Raw genomic sequence first — 20,932 nt, forward strand, 5'->3', positions numbered from 1 at the left:
TCGAACGGCGCTGTCGCGAGCTGCCAGGACGTCCCGGGTTCGATCGCCGGACCCCGGCCTCATCAACCGGGATCAGCTTCAAGGTTTCTCCTCTTCCGCCGCGGAATCCGTCGGCGCCAAACACGTGACGAGGGTCGGAAAGGCTGTTCGCGGCCCGCCCCATCCCGTGCTCGACGCCCCCCGCCCCTTGACCGTTCCCCTTCGGGACCGCTCACGGCGCGCATTGGCGAATCGCGGCATGTCGCATCGCTACCATAGACAAGCACGGGCACCCGTACAATAAAGGAATTGGATTTGCATGCGGTTCGCTAATCCGTACGCATCCCGCCGCCGCCGGTGCCTCCGGCGAGCCAGGCGGTGCACGCCGCCACCGGGTCGCGCGCGCCGCGCAGGTCGAGCGGTTCGGGCAGGGCGCGCAGCACCACCGCTCCCGATGCCGCCGCGATGTCGGCCAGCCGGTCGGCGGCGGCGGGGGAGCCGCGGAACAGCAGGTGGCGCACGCCCGCCGCCAGCGCCCCCTGCGCCTCGCCGGCCCGGTCGCCGCAATCCAGCACGGCCGCGACCGGAACGTCCGGGTAGCCGGACGCCGCCCGTTCCGCGACGCGGCGCAGCCACAGGGCACCCGCACCCGGTGGCGCGCACAGGGCGACCCCCATGCCGAGCGCTCGGGCGGCGGCCAGCGCGGCGCGGGCGTCGTCCGGTCCGTGGATGCGCACGGGGCGCGAAAAAAGGATGGCGTTGATGTCCGTCATGGCGGTGGCGGGCATGCTACCCTATCCGGGCCTCCCGAGGCAGCCCGTTCCCGACGACGCATCCCGCATGGCCCGACCCGTCCGAATCCTGTTTCCCCTCGTGATCCTGCTGGCGGCCGCGGCCGCGGGAGGCACGGCCCTGTGGTGGAGCGCGCTGCCGCCGGTCGTGCGTCTGGCCGGCGTGGAGCGGGGGCCGGCGGTGGAGGCGGTGTATGCCACCGGGACGGTGGAGCCGGTGCACTGGGCGCGCGTGGAGTCCCTGGTCTCGGCCCGCATCGAGGAGGTGCTGGTGCGCGACGGCGAGGCGGTGCGCCGCGGCCAGCTCCTGGCCCGCCTGGACGATGCCGAGGCGCAGGCCCACCTGCGGGAGCTGGAGGCGCGGGCCCGTTTCCTGCAATCCGAGGTTGATCGTCAGCAGGAGCTGTCCCGCCGCGGCGTGGCCAGCGCCGCCGCCTATGAACGCGCGGTCAGCGAGCTGGCCCAGGTGCGCGCCGCCATCGGCGCCCAGCGCGAGGCGCTGGCCCGCTACGAACTGGTGGCCCCCATCGACGGGGTGGTGCTGCGCCGCGACGCGGAGATCGGCGACATCGTCCGCACGGCCGCGTCCAGGGTGCTGTTCACGGTGGGCCGCACCGTGCCCCTGTGGGCGGTGGTGGAGGTGGACGAGGAGGACATGCCCCGCGTCCGCACCGGGCTGACCGCCCTGATCAAGGCCGACGCCTTTCCCGGCCGGGCGCTGGACGGGCGGGTGGGGGAGTTCACGCCCATGGGCGATCCGGTGAACAAGAGCTACCGCGTGCGCATCGCCCTTCCCGACGACACGCCGCTGCTGATCGGCATGACGGTGGAGGCCAACATCATCACCCGCCGCGCCGACGACGCCCTTCTGGTGCCGGAGGGGGCGGTGGCGGCCGGCCGCGTCTTCGTGATCGAAGACGGCGTCGCCCGGGCGCGGTCGGTGGAGGTCGGCGTGGTGGGCAACGGCCGGGCCGAGATCCGCGCCGGGCTCAGCGGCGACGAACGGGTGGTGGCGGCCCCGCCGGCCGGTCTGGCGGACGGCATGCCCGTGCGCCTGCGGGAGTCGTGAGCCATGGCGTTGCCGCTGGCCGTCGACGTCGCCGTCACCCACCTGCGCGGGCGCAAGCGCCAGACGCTGGTGTCGGTGCTGGGGGTGGCGCTGGGGGTCGGGTTCTTCATCGCCATGACCGCGATGATGCAAGGCTTCCAGGGGTTCTTCATTTCCACCGTGGTCGACGTGGCCCCCCACATCACCATCAGCGATGAGTTCCGCGAACCCGAGCGCCAGCCGGCGGTGACCGCATTTCCCGACGGTGCCGTGCGGGTGGAGGGTGTCAAGCCGCGCGATCAGGTGCGCGGAATCAAGGGCGGGCCGGGGATCGTCGAGGCCATCCGCCGCCTGCCCGGTGTCGAGGCGGCACCGTCCCTGTCGGGGCAGGTGTTCCTGCGTTACGGCGCGGCCGAACGGAACGCCACCCTCAGCGGCATCGAGCCGAGCCAGGAGCTGCGCATCACCCGCCTGGAGAAGGACATGCTGGCGGGCAGCCTGCGCGATCTGCAGACGCGTCCCGACGGCGTCGTGCTGGGGGCGGGTCTGGCCAAGCGGCTGGGGGCCGGCATGAGCGACCGGTTGACCGCCATCTCGCCGGCCGGGGTGATCCGGCGGGTCACGGTGGTGGGGATCTACCGGACGGGCGTCAGCTCCTTCGACGACGGGCAGGCGATCATGCTGCTGAAGGAGGTGCAGATCCTCCAGGACCGGCCCAACGTCATCAACCGCATCCGCATCCGCATGGACGACATCGACGCCGCCGGCGACCTCGCGGCCCGGCTGGAGGCCCGCTACGCCTACAAGGCGGAAAGCTGGCAGGAGGCGAACCAGGGCGTCTTCAGCGTCTTCCGCATCCAGAGCGCCGTCATGTACTCCACCGTCGGGGCGATCATGGTCGTTGCCGCCTTCGGCATCTTCAACATCATCTCCACCGTGGTGTACGAGAAGAGCCGCGACATCGCCATCATGAAGTCCCTGGGATTCGCGGAAGGAGACATCCACCGCATCTTCATTCTCGAAGGGCTGCTGGTCGGGGTGATCGGGGCGCTGCTCGGCTGGGTGATCGGCTACGCCCTGGTGTCGCTGCTCGGCAGCCTGCGCTTCAACTTCGGCGGCGGCACCATCCAGAACGACCGGTTCCATCTCGCCTATTCTTTCGTTCATTACGCGGTGGGCGGCGCCTTCTCGGTCACCGCGGCGACGCTGGCCGCCTATATTCCGGCGCGCCGGGCCGCCCGCCTCAACCCGGTGGAGATCGTCCGGGGGGCGGCGTGAGTGCGGCGCCGGTCATCGAGGCGCGGGGCCTCGGCCGCGTGCTGCCCGGCCCGATGCCGGTGACGCTGGTGCGCGGCATCGACCTGGCGATCGCCCCCGGGGAGTTCATCGCCATCACCGGCCCCTCGGGGTCGGGCAAGTCGTCGCTGCTGTACCTGCTGGGGCTGCTCGACCGGCCGAGTGAGGGCAGCGTGCTGCTGGACGGGCGCGACGCCGCCGGCCTGCCGGAGAACGACCGCGCGCGCCTGCGCCTGACCCGGCTGGGCTTCGTCTTCCAGTTCCATTTCCTGCTGCCGGAGTTCACCGTGCTCGGCAACGTGCTGATTCCCATGCGCAAGCTGGCGGCCCTGTCGGACGCGGACATGCACCGGCGGGCGGAGGAGCTGCTGGAGCGGCTGGGGCTGGGCGACCAGGCCCGCAAGCGGCCCGATCAGTTGTCGGGCGGGCAGCGCCAGCGGGTGGCCATCGCCCGGGCGCTGGCCAACGCGCCGCGGGTGATCCTGGCCGACGAGCCCACGGGAAACCTGGACACCCACAACGCCCGCACCGTGTTCGACATCTTCGCCGGGCTGGCCCGCGACACGGGAACGGCGGTGGTGACGGTGACCCACGACGAGCATCTGGCGGCGCAGGCCGGCCGCCGCATCCACCTGGTGGACGGCCGGATCGACCGCGAGGATCGCGCATAATGCCGCATAGCCCTAACGCGTCTGCGAGAATTGAGGCAGGTCAAACCGTCGCACCCGGCGCACGGGTATCTTCGCTCCACCGCCTTACCCGAGGACGCCGCCGATGATGGACTACAAGGGCTATAAGGCCCAGATCGACTTCGACGACGACGCCGGCATCTTCGTCGGCGAAGTGATCAACACGCGCGACGGCATCACCTTCTCCGGCCGTTCGGTGGAGGAACTGCGCGACGCCTTCCGGCGGGCGGTGGAGGAGTACATCGCCTTATCCAGCGACATGGCGACATCGGCCGGCCAGCCCTATTCCGGGAAGATCGCGGTCCGCGTCAATCCCATGCTCCACCGCGCCATCGCCATCTGCGCCCGGCGCGAGGGCAAGAGTGTCTCCGCCTGGGTCGCCGACCGGCTGAGCGAGGCGGCCGGCGTCGACCGCAAGGCCGGATAGACAGGCTGATCAATAGGGCTTGCGGCCGATGATGTTGCCCGGCGGATCGTAGTTGCAGACCCAGACCTCCTCCCGGCCGCATGTGGCCTTGCCGCAGCCGACACGCCGCGTGCTGTCCCACACCACCTGGGTGTAATGGCCGCAGACCTCGCCCGGCGCGCAGGCGTTGGCGGCGTAGTCGTAGTGGCGTCTTTCCGCTGCCCAGCGTTCCACCACCTCGCGGGGGGACATCGTCGCGCCGGACGCCCACGCGAGGTTCTCGCCGTAGCCGCTGCCGCTCGAATGCTCCATGGCGCACCCGCGCCGCCCGAGCGTGTCGGCCCAGCCCTGCGCCCGGTCGGCCAGATCCTGCGACCATTCCAGCGGTGGCACGCCGACCTCCGCGCGGACCGCGTTGTGAGCGGCGACGATCCCCTCGAAGCGGTCCGGAGGGTCGGCGGCGACCGCACCGGTGACGGCCGGAATGGCCAGGAGCGCGAGGAGGATCGCGGCGGGCGCGCCGACGGGGCGGAGCGGCTGCGGGATCGATCGGAACAGAGGCATGAGGGCGTTCCCTGCTGATGGTGGATCGTTTGCAACTCTTGGGGCCGCACGCCGCCCGGGCAAGGGGTGTTACCCGATCGACGAGACTAACCCGATTGGGTTCTGAATAAAAACCTCTTGGCCGGTGTTTCCCATGACGGTAACGGCAAGTGGCGATGGAGAGATGTCCAAGACGTCCGTGAAGAGCCCGTTGATTCGCAAGCTGGAAATCCTGGTCCGCCTGAGCGGTGAGGAGTTGTCCTGGCTGAACCGGCTGGAGGCGACGACTCGCCGGGTTCCTGCGGGTACCGAACTTGCGGTGCAGGGGGAGACCTTCGGCCCGGTGGTGGTGGTGCGCCGCGGCTGGGCCATGCGGTTCAAGACTCTGTCGGACGGCCGCCGCCAGATCACCAACTACGCGATTCCCGGCGACATCATCGGCCTTTACGCAAACCTGCTGGAGGTGGCCGATCACTCCGCGGTCACCCTGACCGAGGCGGAGATCGCCGAGTTCCCCCCCGAGGCGGTCACCGACCTGTTCCGCCATCACCCCAAGCTGGCGATCGCCTTCGCCTGGTCGGGGGCGCGGGAGGAGGCGGTGCTGGCGGAGAAGGCCGCCAGCCTGGGCCGGCGCACGGCGCAGGAGCGTCTGGCGCACCTGCTGCTGGAACTGCTGCGCCGTTTGCAGATGGTGCAGATGGCACAGGACGACCGGTTCGTCTTTCCGGTGACGCAGGAGCAGATCGCCGACACGCTGGGCCTGAGCACGGTCCACGTCAACCGCACGCTGGGCCGCTTGCGGGCGGACGGCCTGATCGAGATCGACGGGCCGGTCATCCATGTCCGGCGGATGCCGGAACTGTCCGCCACCGCCGATTTCGACGACCTGTACCTCTATGTCCGCCGCATGCCCAAGGGCGTGCAGAGCCGCCTGTCGTCGTGACGGTCAGGCGAGGGGCACCGTGATCACGAACCGCGCACCCCGCCCCGGCTCCGGCGCGACCGTGCCTCCGATCTGATTGGCCAGGGACCGGATCAGCGTCAGCCCCAGGCGCTTGCCGACGGTGGGGGCGGCGTCGGCCACACCCGGCCCGTCGTCCTCCACCAGCACCACGATCGGACCGGCGCCCGGACCGGACAGGGCGATGCGAATGGTGCCGCCGGAGCGCCCCCGGAAGGCGTGCTTGAAGCTGTTCACCACCAGTTCCGTAACGATCAGCCCCAGCGGAAACGCCCGTTCGACCGGCAGCAGCAGGGAAGAGTCGGGGGCGTCGACGCTGACCGTGATCCGCCCTTCGCGGTCGTAGAAGGAGGACAGGTTGGCGACGAGCTGGCCGAGGTACTCCGCCAGTTCGATGCGGCCGTCGGTGCCGGTGGCGTAGAGCTGGCGATAAACCACGGCCAGCGCGTCGATTCGTGCCCCCAGGTCCCGCAGCGCGTCCTGCGTCGGTTCGGACTCTATGCGCAGGGACTGCATGTGAATGACGCTCTGGATGAACTGAAGGTGGTTCATCACCCGGTGCCGGAAGTCGCGCAGCAGCGTGGCGTCGGGGGCCGGAGCGTGGGGCGTCTCCACCAGTTGCACGACCAGCAGGTCGGAGCCGGGAACCGGCGCGGCGTGCAGCCGGCAGGGCAGGGCGCCGCCGTTGCGGTGCCGCAGCACCACGTCGCGCACCGCATCCGCTCCCGGGGAGTCGGTCTCGTTTCCGAGCAGCGCCCAGCCGTCGGTTAGCAGCTCCGCGGCGGAATGGCCGGTGAGGCGGACCATCGCGTCGTTGACGCAGACGAACGACACTCCCTCCCGTCCGTGTGCGCAGAGTGCCATGGGCACCGGGGCGACGCGCACGGCCTCCGGGAGGGGCAGGTTTTCCATGGATGCCGACACTCCCGGGCGGGCGAACGATTGGGATCGGAAGCCTATCGCGCAAGACTGTTGCTCGCACTAACCTATGTTAGGTTAACGGGTGCTTTTTCACAGCCGGCGGTATTCATGCCACGCAACAAAACGGGGCGCCTCCCTGCGGAGGCGCCCCTTTCCGTTCGGGTTCGACAGTGCGCGGCGAGGCTTACTTCGCGTTCACCATGGCGACGGCGGTGTCGCTCATGCGGCAGGAGAAGCCCCACTCGTTGTCGTACCAGGTCATGACGCGCACGAAGGTGCCGTCGATCACCTTGGTCTCCTTCAGGGCGAAGATCGAGGAGTGGGCGTCATGGTTGAAGTCGCTCGACACCAGCGGCTCGTCGTAGCAGCCGAGCACGCCCTTCAGCGGGCCCTCGGCGGCCTCGCGGATCGCCTTCTGGATCTCTTCCACCGAGGTGGCGCGCTTGGCGACGAACTTGAAGTCGACGACCGAGACGTTCGGCGTCGGCACGCGGATGGCGGTGCCGTCCAGCTTGCCCTTCAGATCCGGCAGCACCTTGCCCACCGCCTTGGCGGCGCCGGTGGAGGTCGGGATCATGTTCAGGGCCGCCGCGCGCGCGCGGTGCAGGTCCTTGTGCATGGTATCCACGACGCGCTGGTCGCCGGTGTAGGAATGGATGGTGGTCATGAAGCCGTGGTCGATGCCGATCGTGTTGTTCAGCACGAAGGCGACCGGCGCCAGGCAGTTGGTGGTGCACGACGCGTTGGAGACGATGCGGTGATCGGCCGTCAGCTTGTCGTGGTTGACGCCGTAGACGACGGTGATGTCCTCGTCGGTGGCCGGGGCGGAGATCAGCACCTTCTCCGCACCCGCCTCCAGGTGCAGCGACGCCTTCTCGCGCGAGGTGAAGATGCCCGAGCACTCCATGGCGACCTGGACGCCCAGGTCCTTCCACGGCAGCTTGGCAGGCTCGCGCTCCTGCACGACCTTGATGGCGTGGCCGTTGACGACGAGATTGCCGTCCTTCGCCTCGACGGTGCCGGGGAAGCGGCCGTGGACGCTGTCGTACTTCAGCAGATGGACATTGGTGGCAAGGTCGGCGAGGTCGTTGATGGCCACGACCTCGACATCGGTGCGGCCCGACTCGTAGATGGCCCGCAGCACCAGACGGCCGATACGACCGAACCCGTTGATGGCAACCCGAACAGCCATGACTGATCCTCCGTCATTGCCCGGCCGCGGACCGTTTCCCGGCCGGTTATCCCATGAATGGATGGGCGATTGCGGTTACAGGCGCGCCTTTGCGGCGGCGACCGCGGCCTCGGCGGTGATGCCGAAGTGGCGGTACAGGTCCTGATAGGGGGCGGATTCGCCGAACCCGGCCATGCCGACGAAAGCGCCGTCGCGGCCGATCCAGCGGTCCCAGCCCTGGCGCACCGCCGCTTCGATCGCCACTGTGACGCCGTTGCCCAGCACCTCGGCCCGGTAGGACTCCGGCTGGCGCTCGAACAGCTCCCAGCAGGGCATGGAGACGACGGCGGTGCCGATGCCTTCGGCCTGCAGGGTGCGGCGGGCGTCCATGGCGATGGACACCTCCGACCCCGTGGCGAGCAGGGTGACGGCGCGCGTCCCCTCCGCCTCGGCCAGGACGTAGGCGCCCTTCGCGCTGCGGTTCTCGGCCGTGTGCTCCGTGCGCAGGGTCGGCAGGTTCTGGCGGGTCAGCGCCAGCACCGACGGGGCGTCCGTGCTTTCCAGCGCGATCTGCCAGCACTCGGCGGTTTCCACCGCGTCGGCGGGGCGCATCACCAGCAGGTTGGGGATGGCGCGCAGGGCGGCCAGATGCTCCACCGGCTGGTGGGTGGGGCCGTCCTCGCCCAGGCCGATGCTGTCGTGGGTCATCACGAAGACGACGCGCTGCTTCATCAGCGCGGCCAGGCGGATGGCGGGGCGGCAATAGTCGGCGAACTGCATGAAGGTGCCGCCGTAGGGGATGACGCCGCGGTGCAGCGCCATGCCGTTCATGACGGTGGCCATGCCGTGCTCGCGCACGCCGTAGCGCACATAGCGGCCGCCGTAGCTGCCGGCCTGCACGTCGGCGGTGTTCTTCACCTTCGTGTTGTTGGACGGCGTGAGGTCGGCGGAGCCGCCGACCAGCTCCGGCACCGCCGGGACCAGCACCTCCAGCACGTTGCCCGACGCCACGCGGGTGGCCCAGCTCGGCTTCTCGGCCGACACCTTCGCCTTGAACGACTCGATCGCCTCCGGCAGAGCCGCCGGGGCGCCGCCGCTCATGGCCGCGTCGAAGGCCGAGCGGGCGGCCGGGTCGAGGGCGCCATGGCGGCCCTCCCACGCGGCGTAGGCGTCGGCGGAGCGGCGGCCGGCGGCGCGCCAGGCGTCCACGACCTCCTGCGGAATCACGAACGGCTCGTGCGGCCAGCCGATGTTGTCGCGGGTCGCCTTCACCTCGTCCAGGCCCAGCGGCGAGCCGTGGCAGCCGTGGGTGTTCTGCTTGTTGGGCGCGCCCTTGCCGATGATGGTGCGGCAGGCGATGAACGACGGCTTGTCGCTGGCCTGCGCCGCCGCGATGGCATCGGCGACGGCGGCGATGTCGTGGCCGTCCACGGCCCGGACGTCCCAGCCGTAGGCGCGGAAGCGCGCCTGCGTGTCGTCAGTGAAGCTGAGGTCGGTGGAGCCGTCGATGGAGATGTGGTTGTCGTCCCACAGCACGATCAGCCGGTTCAGCTTCAGGTGGCCGGCCAGCGAGCACGCCTCGTGGCTCACGCCCTCCATCAGGTCGCCGTCCGACGCGATGACGTAGGTGAAGTGATCGACCAGGTCGCCGCCGAAGCGGGCGTTGGCGATCCGCTCGGCCAGCGCCATGCCGACCGCGGTCGAGATGCCCTGGCCGAGCGGTCCGGTGGTCATCTCCACGCCGATCTCCGGGTCCACCTCGGGGTGGCCGGGGGTCAGGCTGCCGAGCTGACGGAACGCCTTGAGCTGGTCGATGGTCATGCGCTCGTAGCCCGTCAGGTGGGCCAGCGCGTAGATCAGCATCGAGCCGTGGCCGGCCGACAGGACGAAGCGGTCGCGGTCGGGCCAGGTGGGGTGGGCGGGATCGAACTTCAGGAACCGCGAGAACAGCACCGTGGCGACGTCGGCCATGCCCATGGGCATGCCCGGATGGCCGGATTTCGCGGCCTCGACGGCGTCCATGGCGAGGGCGCGGATGGCGCTGGCCATGGTCTCCAGGGATACGTCTGCGGTGGGTGCGGTCATGTTTTCTGGGTTCCCGAGAACGGCGCGACGGCGTTTTCACACGACGTTCCCGCCGGGGCCGCGCCGGGACCCCGCCGGATGGCCGCACCATGCAGATACGCGGCACCGTGGTCAACACGCGAATGGGCAGGAAATGCCATGCACGAACGGGTGGGTCGGGTTCCTCCGGCCGTCGGGCAAGCACCCCTTTTCCGGTTGACGCCGCCCGCGAACCGTCCCAACTGTAGGGGGTCCCCTTATTGTGCAACTGCGAAAGGCCCGGATCCCGCATGGACGCCCTGAAGGACGCGCTGTTCCGTCTCGGCAAGGCCGTGGACCGGCTGGAGAATGCGGCCGCGGCGCGCGAGGGCCGGGCCGGGCGCCGCGAGGCGGAGTTGAGCGAGGCGTTGCGGGAAGCGCGCAGCGAGCGGGACGCGGCCCGGGCCAACGCCGAAGCGGTGTCGCACCGCCTGGAGGCCGCCATCGGCCGGCTGGAAGCGGTTCTGGAGAACGAAACCCCATGAAGCGCGTCGAGATCGAGGTGAACGGCCGGGCCTACCTGCTGGCCTGCGAACCGGGCCAGGAGGATCGGCTGCGCGAGCTGGCAGCCTATGTGGACCGGCGCCTGAAGGAGCTGACGGGGGGCGGGCGCTCCGCCGCGGAGGCGCCGATGCTGGTGATGACCTGCCTGGTGCTGGCCGACGAGCTGCAGGATCTGCTGGCCGGCCGCGCCGTGGCGCCGTCCGCCCTGCTGCGCCCGTCGGAGGAGGCGGAGATGGTCGAAGCGGTCGATGGCATCACCCGGCGCATCGAAGAGGTTGCAGCGCGGCTCGAACGCGCCTAGGTATTGGGACAGGAAGGCTCGCTGCCTGGTGCGTCAGGTCGCATTAATCCCCAGGGCCGATAACCCTAAAGTCCCGGGAGCTGTCCCTGCCGAGGCCGTGGTCTCGGTAATACGGCGCCCACCTGCTCAGGCAGGCCGTGGAGGATAGGCACATGACCAACGGCCGAGGCGGCACCTTCCGCCCTTTTCCCCCCGCTGCCCCCGGCACGCCATGAGCGACCCCGGCGAGGCCAAGGCCGCGGCCCGGCTGCGCGCCCGGGTGCTGCGCGACGCCATCACCGACCCCGAAACGTGCAGCCGCCTGGCCCGCGCCGTGCGCGACCGGGTGGCGGCCGAGGTGCCGCTGCCCGACGGGCCGGTGGCGGGGTACTGGCCGCTCGGTTCCGAACTCGACGTGCGGCCGCTGCTGCTGCATCTTGTGGAGGGCGGGCGCACGGCGGCGCTGCCGGTGTCCGGCCCGCGCGGGACGCCGCTGCGCTTCCGGGCCTGGCAGGGGCCGGACACCCCCATGCACGACGGCCGCTATGGCATCCGCGAACCGGCGGAGTGCGTGCCGGAGGTGGTGCCGGCGGTGCTGCTGGTGCCGTTCCTGGCGTTCGACCGCAGCGGGCACCGGCTGGGCTATGGCGCCGGTTATTACGACCGCACCCTGGCCGGGCTCCGCGCGGCGGGGCGGCCGGCGCTGGCGGTGGGCGTGGGCTTCGCGGCGCAGGAGGTGGGGCAGGTGCCGCACGGCCCCCACGACGAGCCCCTGGACTGGATCGTGACCGAGCGCGAGGCGCTGCGGATCGGCGGGACGACGACGGATTGAGATGCAAGGCGGTGTGATGAGACTGGTGTTCCTGGGTGATGTGGTCGGGCGCAGCGGGCGCGATGCGGTGATCGCGGCGGTGCCGCGCATCCGTGAGACGCTCGACCCCGACCTTCTGGTGGTCAACGGCGAGAACGCCGCCGGCGGCTTCGGCATCACCGTCCGCATCGCCACGGACTTCTTCGAGGCGGGCGTCGACGTCGTCACCACCGGCAACCATGCCTGGGACCAGAAGGAACTGGTGTCGACCATCGACCAGCACCCGCGCATCCTGCGGCCGCTGAACTATCCGGAGGGCACCCCGGGGCGGGGCTATGTGCTGCTGCAAACCCGCGGCCGGCGCTCGGTGCTGGTGATGAACGCCATGGCGCGCCTGTTCATGGACCCGCTGGACGACCCCTTCGCGGCGGTGGACCGGGTGCTGCGCACCCACCGCATGGGGCCGGGCGGGGTGGACGCGGTGGTGCTGGACTTCCACGGCGAGGCGACCAGCGAGAAGATGATCATGGGCCATCACCTGGACGGCCGCGTGTCCCTGGTGGTCGGCACCCACAGCCACGTGCCCACCGCCGACCACACCATCCTGCCGGGCGGCACCGCCTACATGACCGACGCCGGCATGTGCGGCGACTACGACAGCGCCATCGGCATGAAGAAGCAGGTCGCCATGGCCAAGCTGATCCGCAAGCTGCCGACCGAGCGGCTGAGCCCGGCCGAGGGCGAGGCCACCGTGTGCGGCGTCTATGTGGAAACCGACGATCGGACCGGCCTGGCCACCCATATCGAACCGTTGCGCCTGGGCGGCCGGTTGAGCCAGCATATGCCGTCGCGACGCTGACAAGCCCCCGGAGGTCCCCATGGGCCACACCGCCCGGTACGACGAGGATTTCTACGCCTGGACCGTCGACCAGGCGGCGCGTCTGCGCGAGGCGGCGTCGTCGGGGGCCAACCTCCCCGTGGACTGGGAGAATCTGGCCGAGGAGGTGGAAAGCATGGGGCGCAGCGACCGGCGGGCGCTTGGCAACCAGTTGGCGCGGGTGCTCGAACACCTGCTGAAGCTGGAGCACTCGCCGGCGCGCCTCCCGCGCCGGGGCTGGAAGCTGTCGGTCGTCGACGGCCGGCGTGCCGCCATCGATATCCTGAACGACAGCCCGAGCCTGCGGGCCAAGCTCGACGAAATCCTGGATCCGGCATGGGCGCGCGGGCGCAAGGATGCCACCGGCAGTCTGAAGACCGACACCATTAGCGACGACGCCGTCCCTGCCGATTGCCCCTACACCATCGGGCAGATCCTGGACGAGGACTGGTGGCCGGCCAACCGGCACGGGGTGGCGTAGGGCCGCGGCACCGTCACGGGCGGCGTGCCGCTTTCGGGTGGGGCCTACCGCGAACGGGGCCGGACGGCCGCAATCTCGCCATATTGACTTTCTAAGCCGGAGGGTGTTCGTGTCGCCCCCGAAGGGGCGGGGGCGTCCACCACATGCAGTGTCCGGCGCGTGCCCCGTCCGGCATTTCTTTCAATACCTTGATCGAGGCTCGTCCGACGCATGGCCGGTCATTCACAGTTCAAGAACATCATGCACCGCAAGGGCGCGCAGGACGCCAAGCGGTCCAAGATCTTCAACAAGCTGGCGCGCGAGATCACCGTCGCCGCGAAGGGGGGCCTGCCCGATCCGGCCGCGAACCCGCGCCTGCGCGCCGCCATCCTGGCCGCGCGGGCGCAGAACATGCCGCGCGACCGCATCGACCGCGCCATCAAGCAGGGCACGCCCGGCGGCGGCGACGACGCCAACTATGAAGAGGTCCGCTACGAGGGCTACGGTCCGGGCGGCGTCGCGCTGATCGTCGAGGCGCTGACCGACAACCGCAACCGCACCGCCGCCGAGGTGCGCTCCGCCTTCACCAAGTACGGCGGGTCCCTGGGCGAGACCAACTCGGTCAGCTTCATGTTCTCGCGCGTCGGTGCGGTCTATTACCCCGCCTCCGCCGCCTCCGCCGACGCCATGTTCGAGGCGGCGCTGGAGGCGGGCGCCGACAATGTGGAATCCGATGAGAACGGCCACGAGGTCACGACCACCGTGGAAAACTTCGCCGCCGTGCGCGACGCGCTGGAGGAGAAGTTCTCCGGCGCCGAGAGCGCCCGCCTGACGTGGAAGCCGCTCAACACCGTCGCCCCGTCGGAGGAGGCCGCCGCCAGCCTGCTGAAGCTGCTGGACGTGCTGGAAGACAACGACGACGTGCAGACGGTCGAAGGCAACTTCGACATCCCGGCCGACGTCATGGAGCGGCTGACCGCCTGATCCGAAGGAGCCGCCGGTGGGGCAGGGCAGAGGTGCGGCCATGGCGGAAACGCCCGCGCTGCGGCTCCTGGGAATCGACCCGGGGCTGCGGCACACCGGCTGGGGCATCGTGGACGTGGCGGGCAACCGCCTGCGCCACGTGGCCGACGGTGCCGTCCATTCCGACGACCGCTGTCCGCTGGCGCAGCGGCTGTGCCAGCTCCACGAGGCGCTGAGCGCCGTGGTGGCGCACTACCGGCCCGACGAGGCGGCGGTGGAGGAAACCTTCGTCAACACCAACGCCGTCTCCACCCTCAAGCTGGGCCAGGCCCGCGCCGTGGCCCTGCTGGTGCCGGCGCAGGCCGGGCTGGCGGTGGCCGAATACCCCAACAACATGGTGAAGAAGGCCGTGGTGGGCGCCGGACGCGCCGCCAAGGCGCAGGTGCAGACCATGGTGCGGGCCCTGCTGCCCGGCTGCGCCATCACCAGCCCCGACGCCGCGGACGCGCTGGCCGTGGCCATCTGCCACGCCCATCACCGCAACACCTGGGCCGTGTGGCGGCGGGAGGGTAACGGCTTGCAGGGAGGTTCTTCGTGATCGCCAAACTCACGGGCAGCGTGGACTCGTCCGGGGCCGACTGGGTGGTGCTGGACGTCAACGGGGTGGGGTACCTGCTGACCTGCTCCGGCCGCACGCTGGCGCGGCTGGAGCGCGGCGGGCGGGCGGCGCTGGTGGTCGAGACGTTCGTGCGCGACGACCGCATCGTGCTCTACGGCTTCGCCGACGCGGGCGAGCGGGACTGGTTCCGCATGCTCACCGCCATCCAGGGGGTGGGGGCGCGCTCGGCGCTGGCGATCCTGTCGGTGCTCGACGCCGACCAGCTCTCCCACGCCATCGCGGCGCAGGACAAGACGGCGCTCAGCCGGGCCGACGGCGTCGGGCCGAAGCTGGCGGCGCGCATCATCAACGAACTCAAGGACAAGGTGGGCACCATCGCCGCCGGAGCCGCCGCCCCGGCGGGTGCGGCGGCCAAAGGGGCGCCGCCGGCCGCGGCGGCCGGCGGCGGCGCCATGGCCGACGCGGTGTCGGCGCTGGTCAACCTGGGCTACGGCCGGTCCGAGGCGTACGGCGCCGCGGTGGCTGCCCTGCGCACCGCCGGTGACGATGCCGCGGTCGGCGACCTGATCCGCATCGCCCTGAAGGAACTGAGCCAATGACCGCCGGCCCCGGGAACGACCGGCTGGTGCAGACCGGCGCCGGCAGCGGCGACGCCGCGGAGGCGTCGATCCGCCCGTTGTCCCTGGCGGAGTTCATCGGCCAGCGCCAGGCGCGCGAGAACCTGTCGGTGTTCATCCGGGCCGCCCGCGGCCGCGGCGAGGCGTTGGACCATGTGCTGCTGTTCGGCCCGCCGGGGCTGGGCAAGACGACGCTGGCGCAGATCGTCGCCCGCGAACTCGGCGTCGGGTTCCGCGCCACCTCCGGCCCGATGATCGCGCGGGCCGGCGACCTCGCGGCGCTGCTGACCAACCTGCAACCCCACGACGTGCTGTTCATCGACGAGATCCACCGCCTCAACCCCGCGGTCGAGGAGGTGCTGTACCCGGCGATGGAGGATTTCCAGCTCGACCTGATCATCGGCGAGGGGCCGTCGGCGCGCTCCATCCGCATCGACCTGCCGCCCTTCACCCTGGTGGGGGCCACCACCCGCTCCGGCCTCATCACCCGGCCGCTGCGCGAACGCTTCGGCATCCCCGTGCGCCTGCAATTCTACGAGCCGGACGAGCTGGAGCTGATCGTGCGCCGCGCCGCCGGGGTGTTCGGCATGGCCATCACGCCCGAGGGGGCGCGGGAGATCGCCAACCGCTCGCGCGGGACGCCGCGCGTGGCCGGGCGCCTGTTGCGCCGGGTGCGCGATTTCGCCTCGGTGGCCGGTGTGGAGGAGGTGGACAAGCGGGCGGCCGACGCCGCGCTGACCCGGCTGGAGGTCGATCCCCTGGGGCTCGACAGCATGGACCGCCGCTATCTCGGCATCATCGCGCAGAACTACGGCGGCGGCCCGGTGGGCGTGGAGACGCTGGGGGCGGCGCTGGGCGAGCAGCGCGACGTGCTGGAGGAGGTGGTGGAACCCTACCTGATCCAGCAGGGATTCCTGCAGCGCACGCCGCGCGGGCGCATGCTGACCGACCAGGGATTCCGCTATCTCGGCCTCAACCCGCCGGCCGCGCCGGCGCGCCAGTTCGACCTGCTGGACCGGCTGCCGCCGGCGGACGGGGACGGAGATCGGGACGGGGGAGGCGACGATGCCTGATCTGTCGGGATTCTTCGCCCCGGACGGGACGCACCGCTTCCCCTTGCGCGTCTATTACGAGGACACGGATGCCGGGGGCATCGTCTATCACGCCAACTATCTGCGCTTCGTCGAACGGGCACGCTCGGAGATGCTGCGCCGGCTGGGCCTCAGCCACGGCGCGCTCGCCGGGGAGGCGGGTGTGTCATTTGCGGTACGCAGGGTGAAGATCGATTTTGTCGCTCCCGCCCGGCTCGAAGACACGCTTGAAGTGGAGACGAGGATCACCGATATCGGCGGCGCCTCCTTCGCAGTAGCACAATCGGTCCGTCGCGACGGGCATCTCCTCGCGCGGGCGGATCTGACGATCGCGATGATCAATCGCACCGGACGGCCGGCCCGCTTGCCGGCGGCCGTGCGCGAGGCGCTTTTCGACCTGTACCAACGCCAGACACGAGACTGACAGCGATGGAGCAAGCCATGAATGCCGCGGGCGCGGTTGCCCAGGTTCACGATATCACCATGTGGGGCCTGTTCATGCAGGCCGACCTGGTGGTCAAGTCGGTGATGGTGCTGCTGCTGCTCGCCTCGGTCTGGTGCTGGGCGATCGTCATCGAGAAGGTGATGCGCATCCGCCGTCTCAACGCCCAGGCCGACGCGTTCGAGGAGAGCTTCTGGTCCGGCGGTTCGCTGGACCAGCTCTACGACCGCATCGGCCAGCGGCCGGAGGACCCCATGTCCGCGACCTTCGCCGCGGGCATGCGGGAATGGCGGCACGCCGCCGACCGCGGCTTCGGCAGCGCCATGAAGGCGTCGCTGCAGCAGCGGGTGGAGCGGGTGATGTCGGTGACGATCGGCCGCGAGATGGCGCGCGCCGAGCGCTATATGACCTTCCTCGCCTCGGTCGGTTCGGTGGCGCCCTTCATCGGCCTGTTCGGCACGGTGTGGGGCATCATGAACTCCTTCACCTCGATCGCCGCGTCCAACAACACCAGCCTCGCCGTGGTGGCGCCGGGCATCGCCGAGGCGCTGTTCGCCACCGCCATGGGCCTGCTGGCGGCCATTCCCGCGGTCGTCGCCTACAACAAGTTCACCACCGACCTGGCGCGCTACGCCGACCGCCTGGAGGCGTTCTCCGGCGAGTTCTCGTCCATCCTGTCGCGCTACCTCGAGGAACGGGGGGCCGCCTGAGATGGGAGCCCAGCTCGCAGCCAGGGGCAGCCACGGCCGCGGACGCCGGCGCGCCTACCGCGCCATGTCCGACATCAACATGACGCCCTTCATCGACGTCATGCTGGTGCTGCTGATCGTCTTCATGGTGGCGGCGCCGCTGCTGACGGTCGGCGTCCCGGTCGATCTGCCCAAGACCAACGCCGCCCCGCTGGAGGCGCAGAAGGACCCGCTGTTCGTCACCGTGCAGCGCGACGGCACCGTGTTCGTGCAGGAGCAGCGGGTGGAGATCGGCGCCATGGTGCCGCTGCTGGTGGCGATCACCGGCTCCAACCCCGAAGCCCGCATCCTCGTGCGCGGGGACGGCGCCATCGCCTACGGCAAGATGCTGGAGGTCATGGGCACCATGAGCGCCGCCGGATTCAAGAAGGTCGGCCTGGTGGCCGAGCTGCCGAACGCCGTTGCCGGGCCGCAGGGCCCGGTGGTCGGCACGCCGGCGGCCAAACCGGTGCGCTGAGACGACGGGATCGCACATGCGCCAACACCTGATCGCATCGGCGGTGCTGCACGGGGCGCTGATCGCGCTGGTCGTGCTCGGCCTGCCGCCCAGCGATCGCACCCTTGACATCCCGCCGTCGATCCCGATCGAGATCGTGGACCTGGGCGAGGTGACGCAGGCGGCGCGGGTGGACCGCGGCGAGCCGCGCCCGCAGCCGCCGCGCCCGGTGGTGCCGGAGAGCAAGCCGGCCCCGCCGCCGCCCGAGCCGGTGGCCGAGGCCCCGCCGCCGCCCCCGCCGCCGCCCAAGGCGCCGGAGCCGCCCAAGCTCGCCCAGCTTCCGCCGCCGCCGCGCGAGCCGGAGCCGCCGCGCCGCGCACCCGAGCCGCCACCCCCGCCGCCGCCGCCTCCGACACCGGAACCGTCGCCCGTGCCGACACCGCGGCCGGAGCCGCGCAAGCCCGAGCCGCCCAGGCCCGAGCCGCCGAAGCCCGAGCCACCGAAGCCGGAGCCTCCCAAACCGGAGCCGCCGAAGCCCGAGCCTGCCAGGCCCGAGCCGCCCAAACCGGAACCGAAGAAGCCCGAACCGCCGAAGCCGGAACCGAAGAAGCCTGAGCCTGCCAAGCCGGAGCCGAAGAAGCCCGAGCCGAAGAAGCCCGAGGATCCTTTGGCGAGCCTGCTGGCGAGCGTCGACGACCTGAAGAAGGACCTTCCCAAGCCGTCGTCGCAGCCCGCTCCCGCTCCGGCGCCGTCCGGTGCGAGGGTGGCGGCGGCCGGTCCCGACAAGCCGTTCCAGCCGTCCGGCCGGGCGATCGACGCCATCCGCGGCCAGGTGAGCAAGAACTGGAACTTCGACCCGGGCCGCCGGGATTCGGCGAGCATGGTGGTGGAGATCCGCATCGAGGTGGCGCGCGACCGCACGGTCGTGCGGGCCGAGATCGATCCCCAGTACCTGCCCCGCTACCGCTCCGACGCGGCGTTCCGTGCCTCCGCCGATGCGGCGGTGCGGGCGATCATGCGGTCCAGCCCGCTCGACCTGCTGCCCGGCGAGTTCACGCCGGATACGTACGACAAGTGGCGCACCATCGTGTTCAAGTTCGACCCGAGGGACATGTTCTGACCATGAAGACGACATTCAGGCCTCTGCTGCGGCTCGCCGGCGTCGCCGCGGCCCTGCTGCTCGCCCTCGGCGTGGCGGCACCGCAACCGGCGCGCGCCGAGCTGCGCATCGACATCACCCGCGGCGTGACCGAGCCGTTGCCCATCGCGGTGACGAGCTTCCACGGCGCCGGCGGGCGGGAGGTGCAGGTCGGGCGCGACATGTCCGGCGTCATCGCCGCCGACCTGGAGCGTTCCGGCCTGTTCCGGCCGGTCAACCCCCAGGCGTTCCTGCAATCGCCCGAGCAGTTGCAGGCGGGTGAGCCGCGCTATGCCGACTGGCGCGCCATCGGTGCCCAGGCCCTGGTGGCCGGCAGCGTCCAGACCACAGGCGACGGCCGCATGAAGGTGGACTTCCGCCTGTGGGACGTGGTGGCCGGCCAGTACATGGCGGGCCTGTCCTACACCGCCACCCACGACAGCTGGCGCCGCATCGCCCACATCATCGCCGACGCCATCTACAAGCGGCTGACCGGCGAGGACGGCTATTTCGACACGCGCATCGTCTACATCGCCGAGTCGGGTCCCGCCAACGCCCGCCAGAAGCGCCTGGCCATCATGGACCAGGACGGCGAGAACCATCAGTTCCTCACCGACGGCCAAACCCTGGTGCTGACGCCGCGCTTCTCGCCGACGGCCCAGGAAATCACGTACATGTCGTACTTCAACAAGCGGCCGCGCGTGTACCTGTTCAACATCGACACCGGCAAGCAGGAGGTGCTGGGCGACTTCCCCGGCATGACCTTCGCACCGCGCTTCTCGCCCGACGGCAACCGCGTCGTCATGAGCATGGCGCAGAACGGCAACACCGACATCTACACGCTGGACCTGCGCACCCGCCGCCAGACGCAGTTGACCGACAGCCCCGGCATCGACACCGCCCCCAGCTATTCTCCCGATGGCAGCCGCATCGTCTTCGAATCGGACCGCGGCGGCAGCCAGCAGCTCTACGTCATGGGCGCCGACGGTTCCGGCGTGAAGCGGCTGACCTTCGGCGACGGCCGGTACGGCACGCCGGTGTGGTCGCCGCGCGGTGACCTCATCGCCTTCACGCGCCAGCGCGGCGGCTCGTTCGCGGTCGGCGTCATCCGGCCCGACGGCACGGGTGAGCGCATCCTGACCGAGGCCTTCCATGTGGAGGGACCGACCTGGGCCCCCAACGGCCGCGTGCTGATGTACTTCAAGGAGACCCCGTCGGGCGACGGCCGCGGGCGCGTCGCGAAGCTTCATTCCATTGATGTCACAGGCATTAATGAACGGCGGGTGTCGACGCCGCTGGATGCTTCGGATCCCGCTTGGTCGCCCTTGATTCCCTAAAGGAGTAGCACTATTTTCCGCGCCGCGTGACGACGCGGTTACCAAGCTCGGAAGTAAATACGCTGAGCCGTCGGGGTCTGGCGGCGCAGCGCGAGAAAGTCAGCGTCCAGCGCGAATGTTCTACCGCGAAGCTATCAGTGTTTCGCACAAGGGGGTCCATCACATGCGTATGAAGTATCTGAGCCTGATCGCCGCCGTCGCCCTCGTCGCCGCGTGCGAAACCGCGCCGCAGGATTCCGGGGCTGCGACCGGCACCGGCACCGCCCAGACGAGCCAGATCCGTCCGGGCTCGCAGGAGGATCTGGTCGTCAACGTCGGCGACCGCGTGTTCTTCGGTTTCGACCGCTACGACCTGTCGCCGGAGGCCCGCGCCACCCTGGAGCGCCAGTCCCAGTGGCTGAAGACCTACCCGAACGTCACCGTGACCGTCGAAGGCCATGCGGACGAGCGCGGCACGCGCGAGTACAACCTGGCGCTCGGTGAGCGTCGCGCCAACTCCGTGAAGAACTACATGGTCGCGCAGGGCATCAACCCGGCCCGCGTCAAGACCATCTCCTACGGCAAGGAGCGCCCGGCGGTCCTCGGCTCGAACGAGGCGGCCTGGGCCCAGAACCGCCGCGGCGTGACCGTCGTCGACTGACGACCGGCCGCGTCCCGACGGGACCGTGTTGCAAACGCCGCTCCGGGGCAACCCGGGGCG

Annotated in this window: 25 protein-coding genes and 1 other RNA gene; 21 read left to right on the plus strand and 5 right to left on the minus strand. The window is 70.6% G+C overall.

Going from position 1 to position 20,932, the window contains the following annotated elements; translation table 11 throughout:
* Positions 1-308: 308 nt before the first annotated feature.
* Positions 309-767 (minus strand): hypothetical protein, encoded by a 459-nt coding sequence (locus tag G472_RS35235; RefSeq protein WP_051341191.1) that lies wholly within the window; start codon positions 765-767, stop codon positions 309-311.
* A gap of 52 nt (positions 768-819) precedes the next feature.
* On the opposite strand from G472_RS35235, the gene G472_RS0123655 reads away from it, so the two are divergent.
* The 4 genes from G472_RS0123655 to G472_RS0123670 all read left to right on the plus strand — a co-directional run bounded on the left by G472_RS0123655 (position 820) and on the right by G472_RS0123670 (position 4,230).
* Positions 820-1,839, plus strand: coding sequence for an efflux RND transporter periplasmic adaptor subunit (locus G472_RS0123655; RefSeq protein WP_029010358.1), 1,020 nt, complete (start codon positions 820-822; stop codon positions 1,837-1,839).
* Positions 1,840-1,842: 3 nt separating this feature from the next.
* Positions 1,843-3,096: an ABC transporter permease gene (locus G472_RS0123660; protein WP_035693560.1), complete on the plus strand. Its 1,254-nt coding sequence runs from the start codon at positions 1,843-1,845 to the stop codon at positions 3,094-3,096.
* Positions 3,093-3,785: an ABC transporter ATP-binding protein gene (locus tag G472_RS0123665; RefSeq protein WP_029010360.1), complete on the plus strand. Its 693-nt coding sequence runs from the start codon at positions 3,093-3,095 to the stop codon at positions 3,783-3,785. The genes G472_RS0123660 and G472_RS0123665 overlap by 4 nt, the downstream gene beginning before the upstream one ends.
* 103 nt (positions 3,786-3,888) lie before the next feature.
* A complete protein-coding gene (locus tag G472_RS0123670; RefSeq protein ID WP_029010361.1) occupies positions 3,889-4,230 on the plus strand; it encodes a type II toxin-antitoxin system HicB family antitoxin in 342 nt (113 codons plus the stop codon).
* A gap of 9 nt (positions 4,231-4,239) precedes the next feature.
* Here the strand turns inward: G472_RS0123670 and G472_RS35240 are convergent, their stop codons facing one another.
* A complete protein-coding gene (locus tag G472_RS35240) occupies positions 4,240-4,773 on the minus strand; it encodes a pathogenesis-related family 1 protein (protein WP_051341192.1) in 534 nt (177 codons plus the stop codon).
* Positions 4,774-4,936: 163 nt separating this feature from the next.
* Between G472_RS35240 and G472_RS0123680 the strand changes: the two genes are divergently transcribed.
* Positions 4,937-5,695 carry a Crp/Fnr family transcriptional regulator gene (locus tag G472_RS0123680; protein ID WP_051341193.1) on the plus strand — a complete coding sequence of 253 codons (759 nt, stop codon included), beginning with the start codon at positions 4,937-4,939 and terminating at the stop codon, positions 5,693-5,695.
* Positions 5,696-5,698: 3 nt separating this feature from the next.
* Here G472_RS0123680 and G472_RS0123685 read toward each other — a convergent pair whose 3' ends face one another.
* From G472_RS0123685 to tkt, 3 genes are all read right to left on the minus strand, one after another.
* Positions 5,699-6,625 carry a sensor histidine kinase gene (locus G472_RS0123685; protein WP_029010363.1) on the minus strand — a complete coding sequence of 309 codons (927 nt, stop codon included), beginning with the start codon at positions 6,623-6,625 and terminating at the stop codon, positions 5,699-5,701.
* Positions 6,626-6,818: 193 nt separating this feature from the next.
* Positions 6,819-7,826 carry a type I glyceraldehyde-3-phosphate dehydrogenase gene (gene gap, locus G472_RS0123690; protein ID WP_029010364.1) on the minus strand — a complete coding sequence of 336 codons (1,008 nt, stop codon included), beginning with the start codon at positions 7,824-7,826 and terminating at the stop codon, positions 6,819-6,821.
* 75 nt (positions 7,827-7,901) lie between these two features.
* Positions 7,902-9,890 carry a transketolase gene (gene tkt, locus G472_RS0123695; protein ID WP_029010365.1) on the minus strand — a complete coding sequence of 663 codons (1,989 nt, stop codon included), beginning with the start codon at positions 9,888-9,890 and terminating at the stop codon, positions 7,902-7,904.
* A gap of 269 nt (positions 9,891-10,159) precedes the next feature.
* Here tkt and G472_RS0123700 point away from each other — a divergent pair, with 269 nt between their 5' ends.
* From G472_RS0123700 to pal, 16 genes are all read left to right on the plus strand, one after another.
* Positions 10,160-10,393, plus strand: a complete 234-nt coding sequence (locus G472_RS0123700) for a hypothetical protein (protein ID WP_029010366.1) — start codon at positions 10,160-10,162, stop codon at positions 10,391-10,393.
* Positions 10,390-10,713: a cell division protein ZapA gene (locus tag G472_RS0123705; protein ID WP_029010367.1), complete on the plus strand. Its 324-nt coding sequence runs from the start codon at positions 10,390-10,392 to the stop codon at positions 10,711-10,713. The genes G472_RS0123700 and G472_RS0123705 overlap by 4 nt, the downstream gene beginning before the upstream one ends.
* A gap of 15 nt (positions 10,714-10,728) precedes the next feature.
* Positions 10,729-10,892, plus strand: a non-coding RNA gene (gene ssrS / locus G472_RS38360) — 6S RNA.
* A gap of 32 nt (positions 10,893-10,924) precedes the next feature.
* On the plus strand, positions 10,925-11,524 hold the full coding sequence (locus G472_RS35245) for a 5-formyltetrahydrofolate cyclo-ligase (RefSeq protein WP_035693561.1): 600 nt from the start codon (positions 10,925-10,927) through the stop codon (positions 11,522-11,524).
* Positions 11,525-11,540: 16 nt separating this feature from the next.
* Positions 11,541-12,362, plus strand: coding sequence for a TIGR00282 family metallophosphoesterase (locus tag G472_RS0123715; protein WP_029010368.1), 822 nt, complete (start codon positions 11,541-11,543; stop codon positions 12,360-12,362).
* Positions 12,363-12,381: 19 nt separating this feature from the next.
* Positions 12,382-12,861 (plus strand): DUF29 domain-containing protein, encoded by a 480-nt coding sequence (locus tag G472_RS0123720; RefSeq protein WP_029010369.1) that lies wholly within the window; start codon positions 12,382-12,384, stop codon positions 12,859-12,861.
* Between the two features lie 210 nt (positions 12,862-13,071).
* The gene (locus tag G472_RS0123725) at positions 13,072-13,824 is read left to right on the plus strand and encodes a YebC/PmpR family DNA-binding transcriptional regulator (RefSeq protein ID WP_029010370.1); all 753 of its coding nucleotides are present in this window, start codon (positions 13,072-13,074) and stop codon (positions 13,822-13,824) included.
* Positions 13,825-13,864: 40 nt separating this feature from the next.
* Positions 13,865-14,401 carry a crossover junction endodeoxyribonuclease RuvC gene (gene ruvC, locus G472_RS0123730; RefSeq protein ID WP_029010371.1) on the plus strand — a complete coding sequence of 179 codons (537 nt, stop codon included), beginning with the start codon at positions 13,865-13,867 and terminating at the stop codon, positions 14,399-14,401.
* Positions 14,398-15,021, plus strand: coding sequence for a Holliday junction branch migration protein RuvA (gene ruvA / locus G472_RS0123735; RefSeq protein ID WP_029010372.1), 624 nt, complete (start codon positions 14,398-14,400; stop codon positions 15,019-15,021). Before ruvC ends, ruvA begins: the two co-directional genes overlap by 4 nt.
* On the plus strand, positions 15,018-16,112 hold the full coding sequence (gene ruvB, locus G472_RS0123740) for a Holliday junction branch migration DNA helicase RuvB (protein WP_029010373.1): 1,095 nt from the start codon (positions 15,018-15,020) through the stop codon (positions 16,110-16,112). Before ruvA ends, ruvB begins: the two co-directional genes overlap by 4 nt.
* Complete coding sequence (gene ybgC, locus G472_RS0123745) at positions 16,105-16,554, plus strand: tol-pal system-associated acyl-CoA thioesterase (protein ID WP_029010374.1); 450 nt, start codon at positions 16,105-16,107, stop codon at positions 16,552-16,554. Before ruvB ends, ybgC begins: the two co-directional genes overlap by 8 nt.
* Positions 16,555-16,571: 17 nt before the next feature.
* Positions 16,572-17,282, plus strand: a complete 711-nt coding sequence (gene tolQ, locus G472_RS0123750) for a protein TolQ (RefSeq protein ID WP_245593567.1) — start codon at positions 16,572-16,574, stop codon at positions 17,280-17,282.
* A 1-nt stretch (position 17,283) separates the two neighbouring features.
* Complete coding sequence (locus G472_RS0123755) at positions 17,284-17,778, plus strand: ExbD/TolR family protein (RefSeq protein ID WP_029010376.1); 495 nt, start codon at positions 17,284-17,286, stop codon at positions 17,776-17,778.
* Positions 17,779-17,794: 16 nt separating this feature from the next.
* Positions 17,795-18,877: a membrane protein gene (locus G472_RS0123760; RefSeq protein WP_029010377.1), complete on the plus strand. Its 1,083-nt coding sequence runs from the start codon at positions 17,795-17,797 to the stop codon at positions 18,875-18,877.
* A gap of 2 nt (positions 18,878-18,879) precedes the next feature.
* A complete protein-coding gene (tolB, locus tag G472_RS0123765) occupies positions 18,880-20,232 on the plus strand; it encodes a Tol-Pal system beta propeller repeat protein TolB (protein WP_029010378.1) in 1,353 nt (450 codons plus the stop codon).
* Positions 20,233-20,395: 163 nt separating this feature from the next.
* On the plus strand, positions 20,396-20,872 hold the full coding sequence (gene pal / locus G472_RS0123770) for a peptidoglycan-associated lipoprotein Pal (RefSeq protein WP_029010379.1): 477 nt from the start codon (positions 20,396-20,398) through the stop codon (positions 20,870-20,872).
* Positions 20,873-20,932 lie beyond the last annotated feature (60 nt).

Origin of the sequence: Azospirillum halopraeferens DSM 3675, assembly GCF_000429625.1 — a bacterium.
In the GTDB taxonomy this organism is placed as follows: Bacteria; Pseudomonadota; Alphaproteobacteria; order Azospirillales; family Azospirillaceae; genus Azospirillum; species Azospirillum halopraeferens.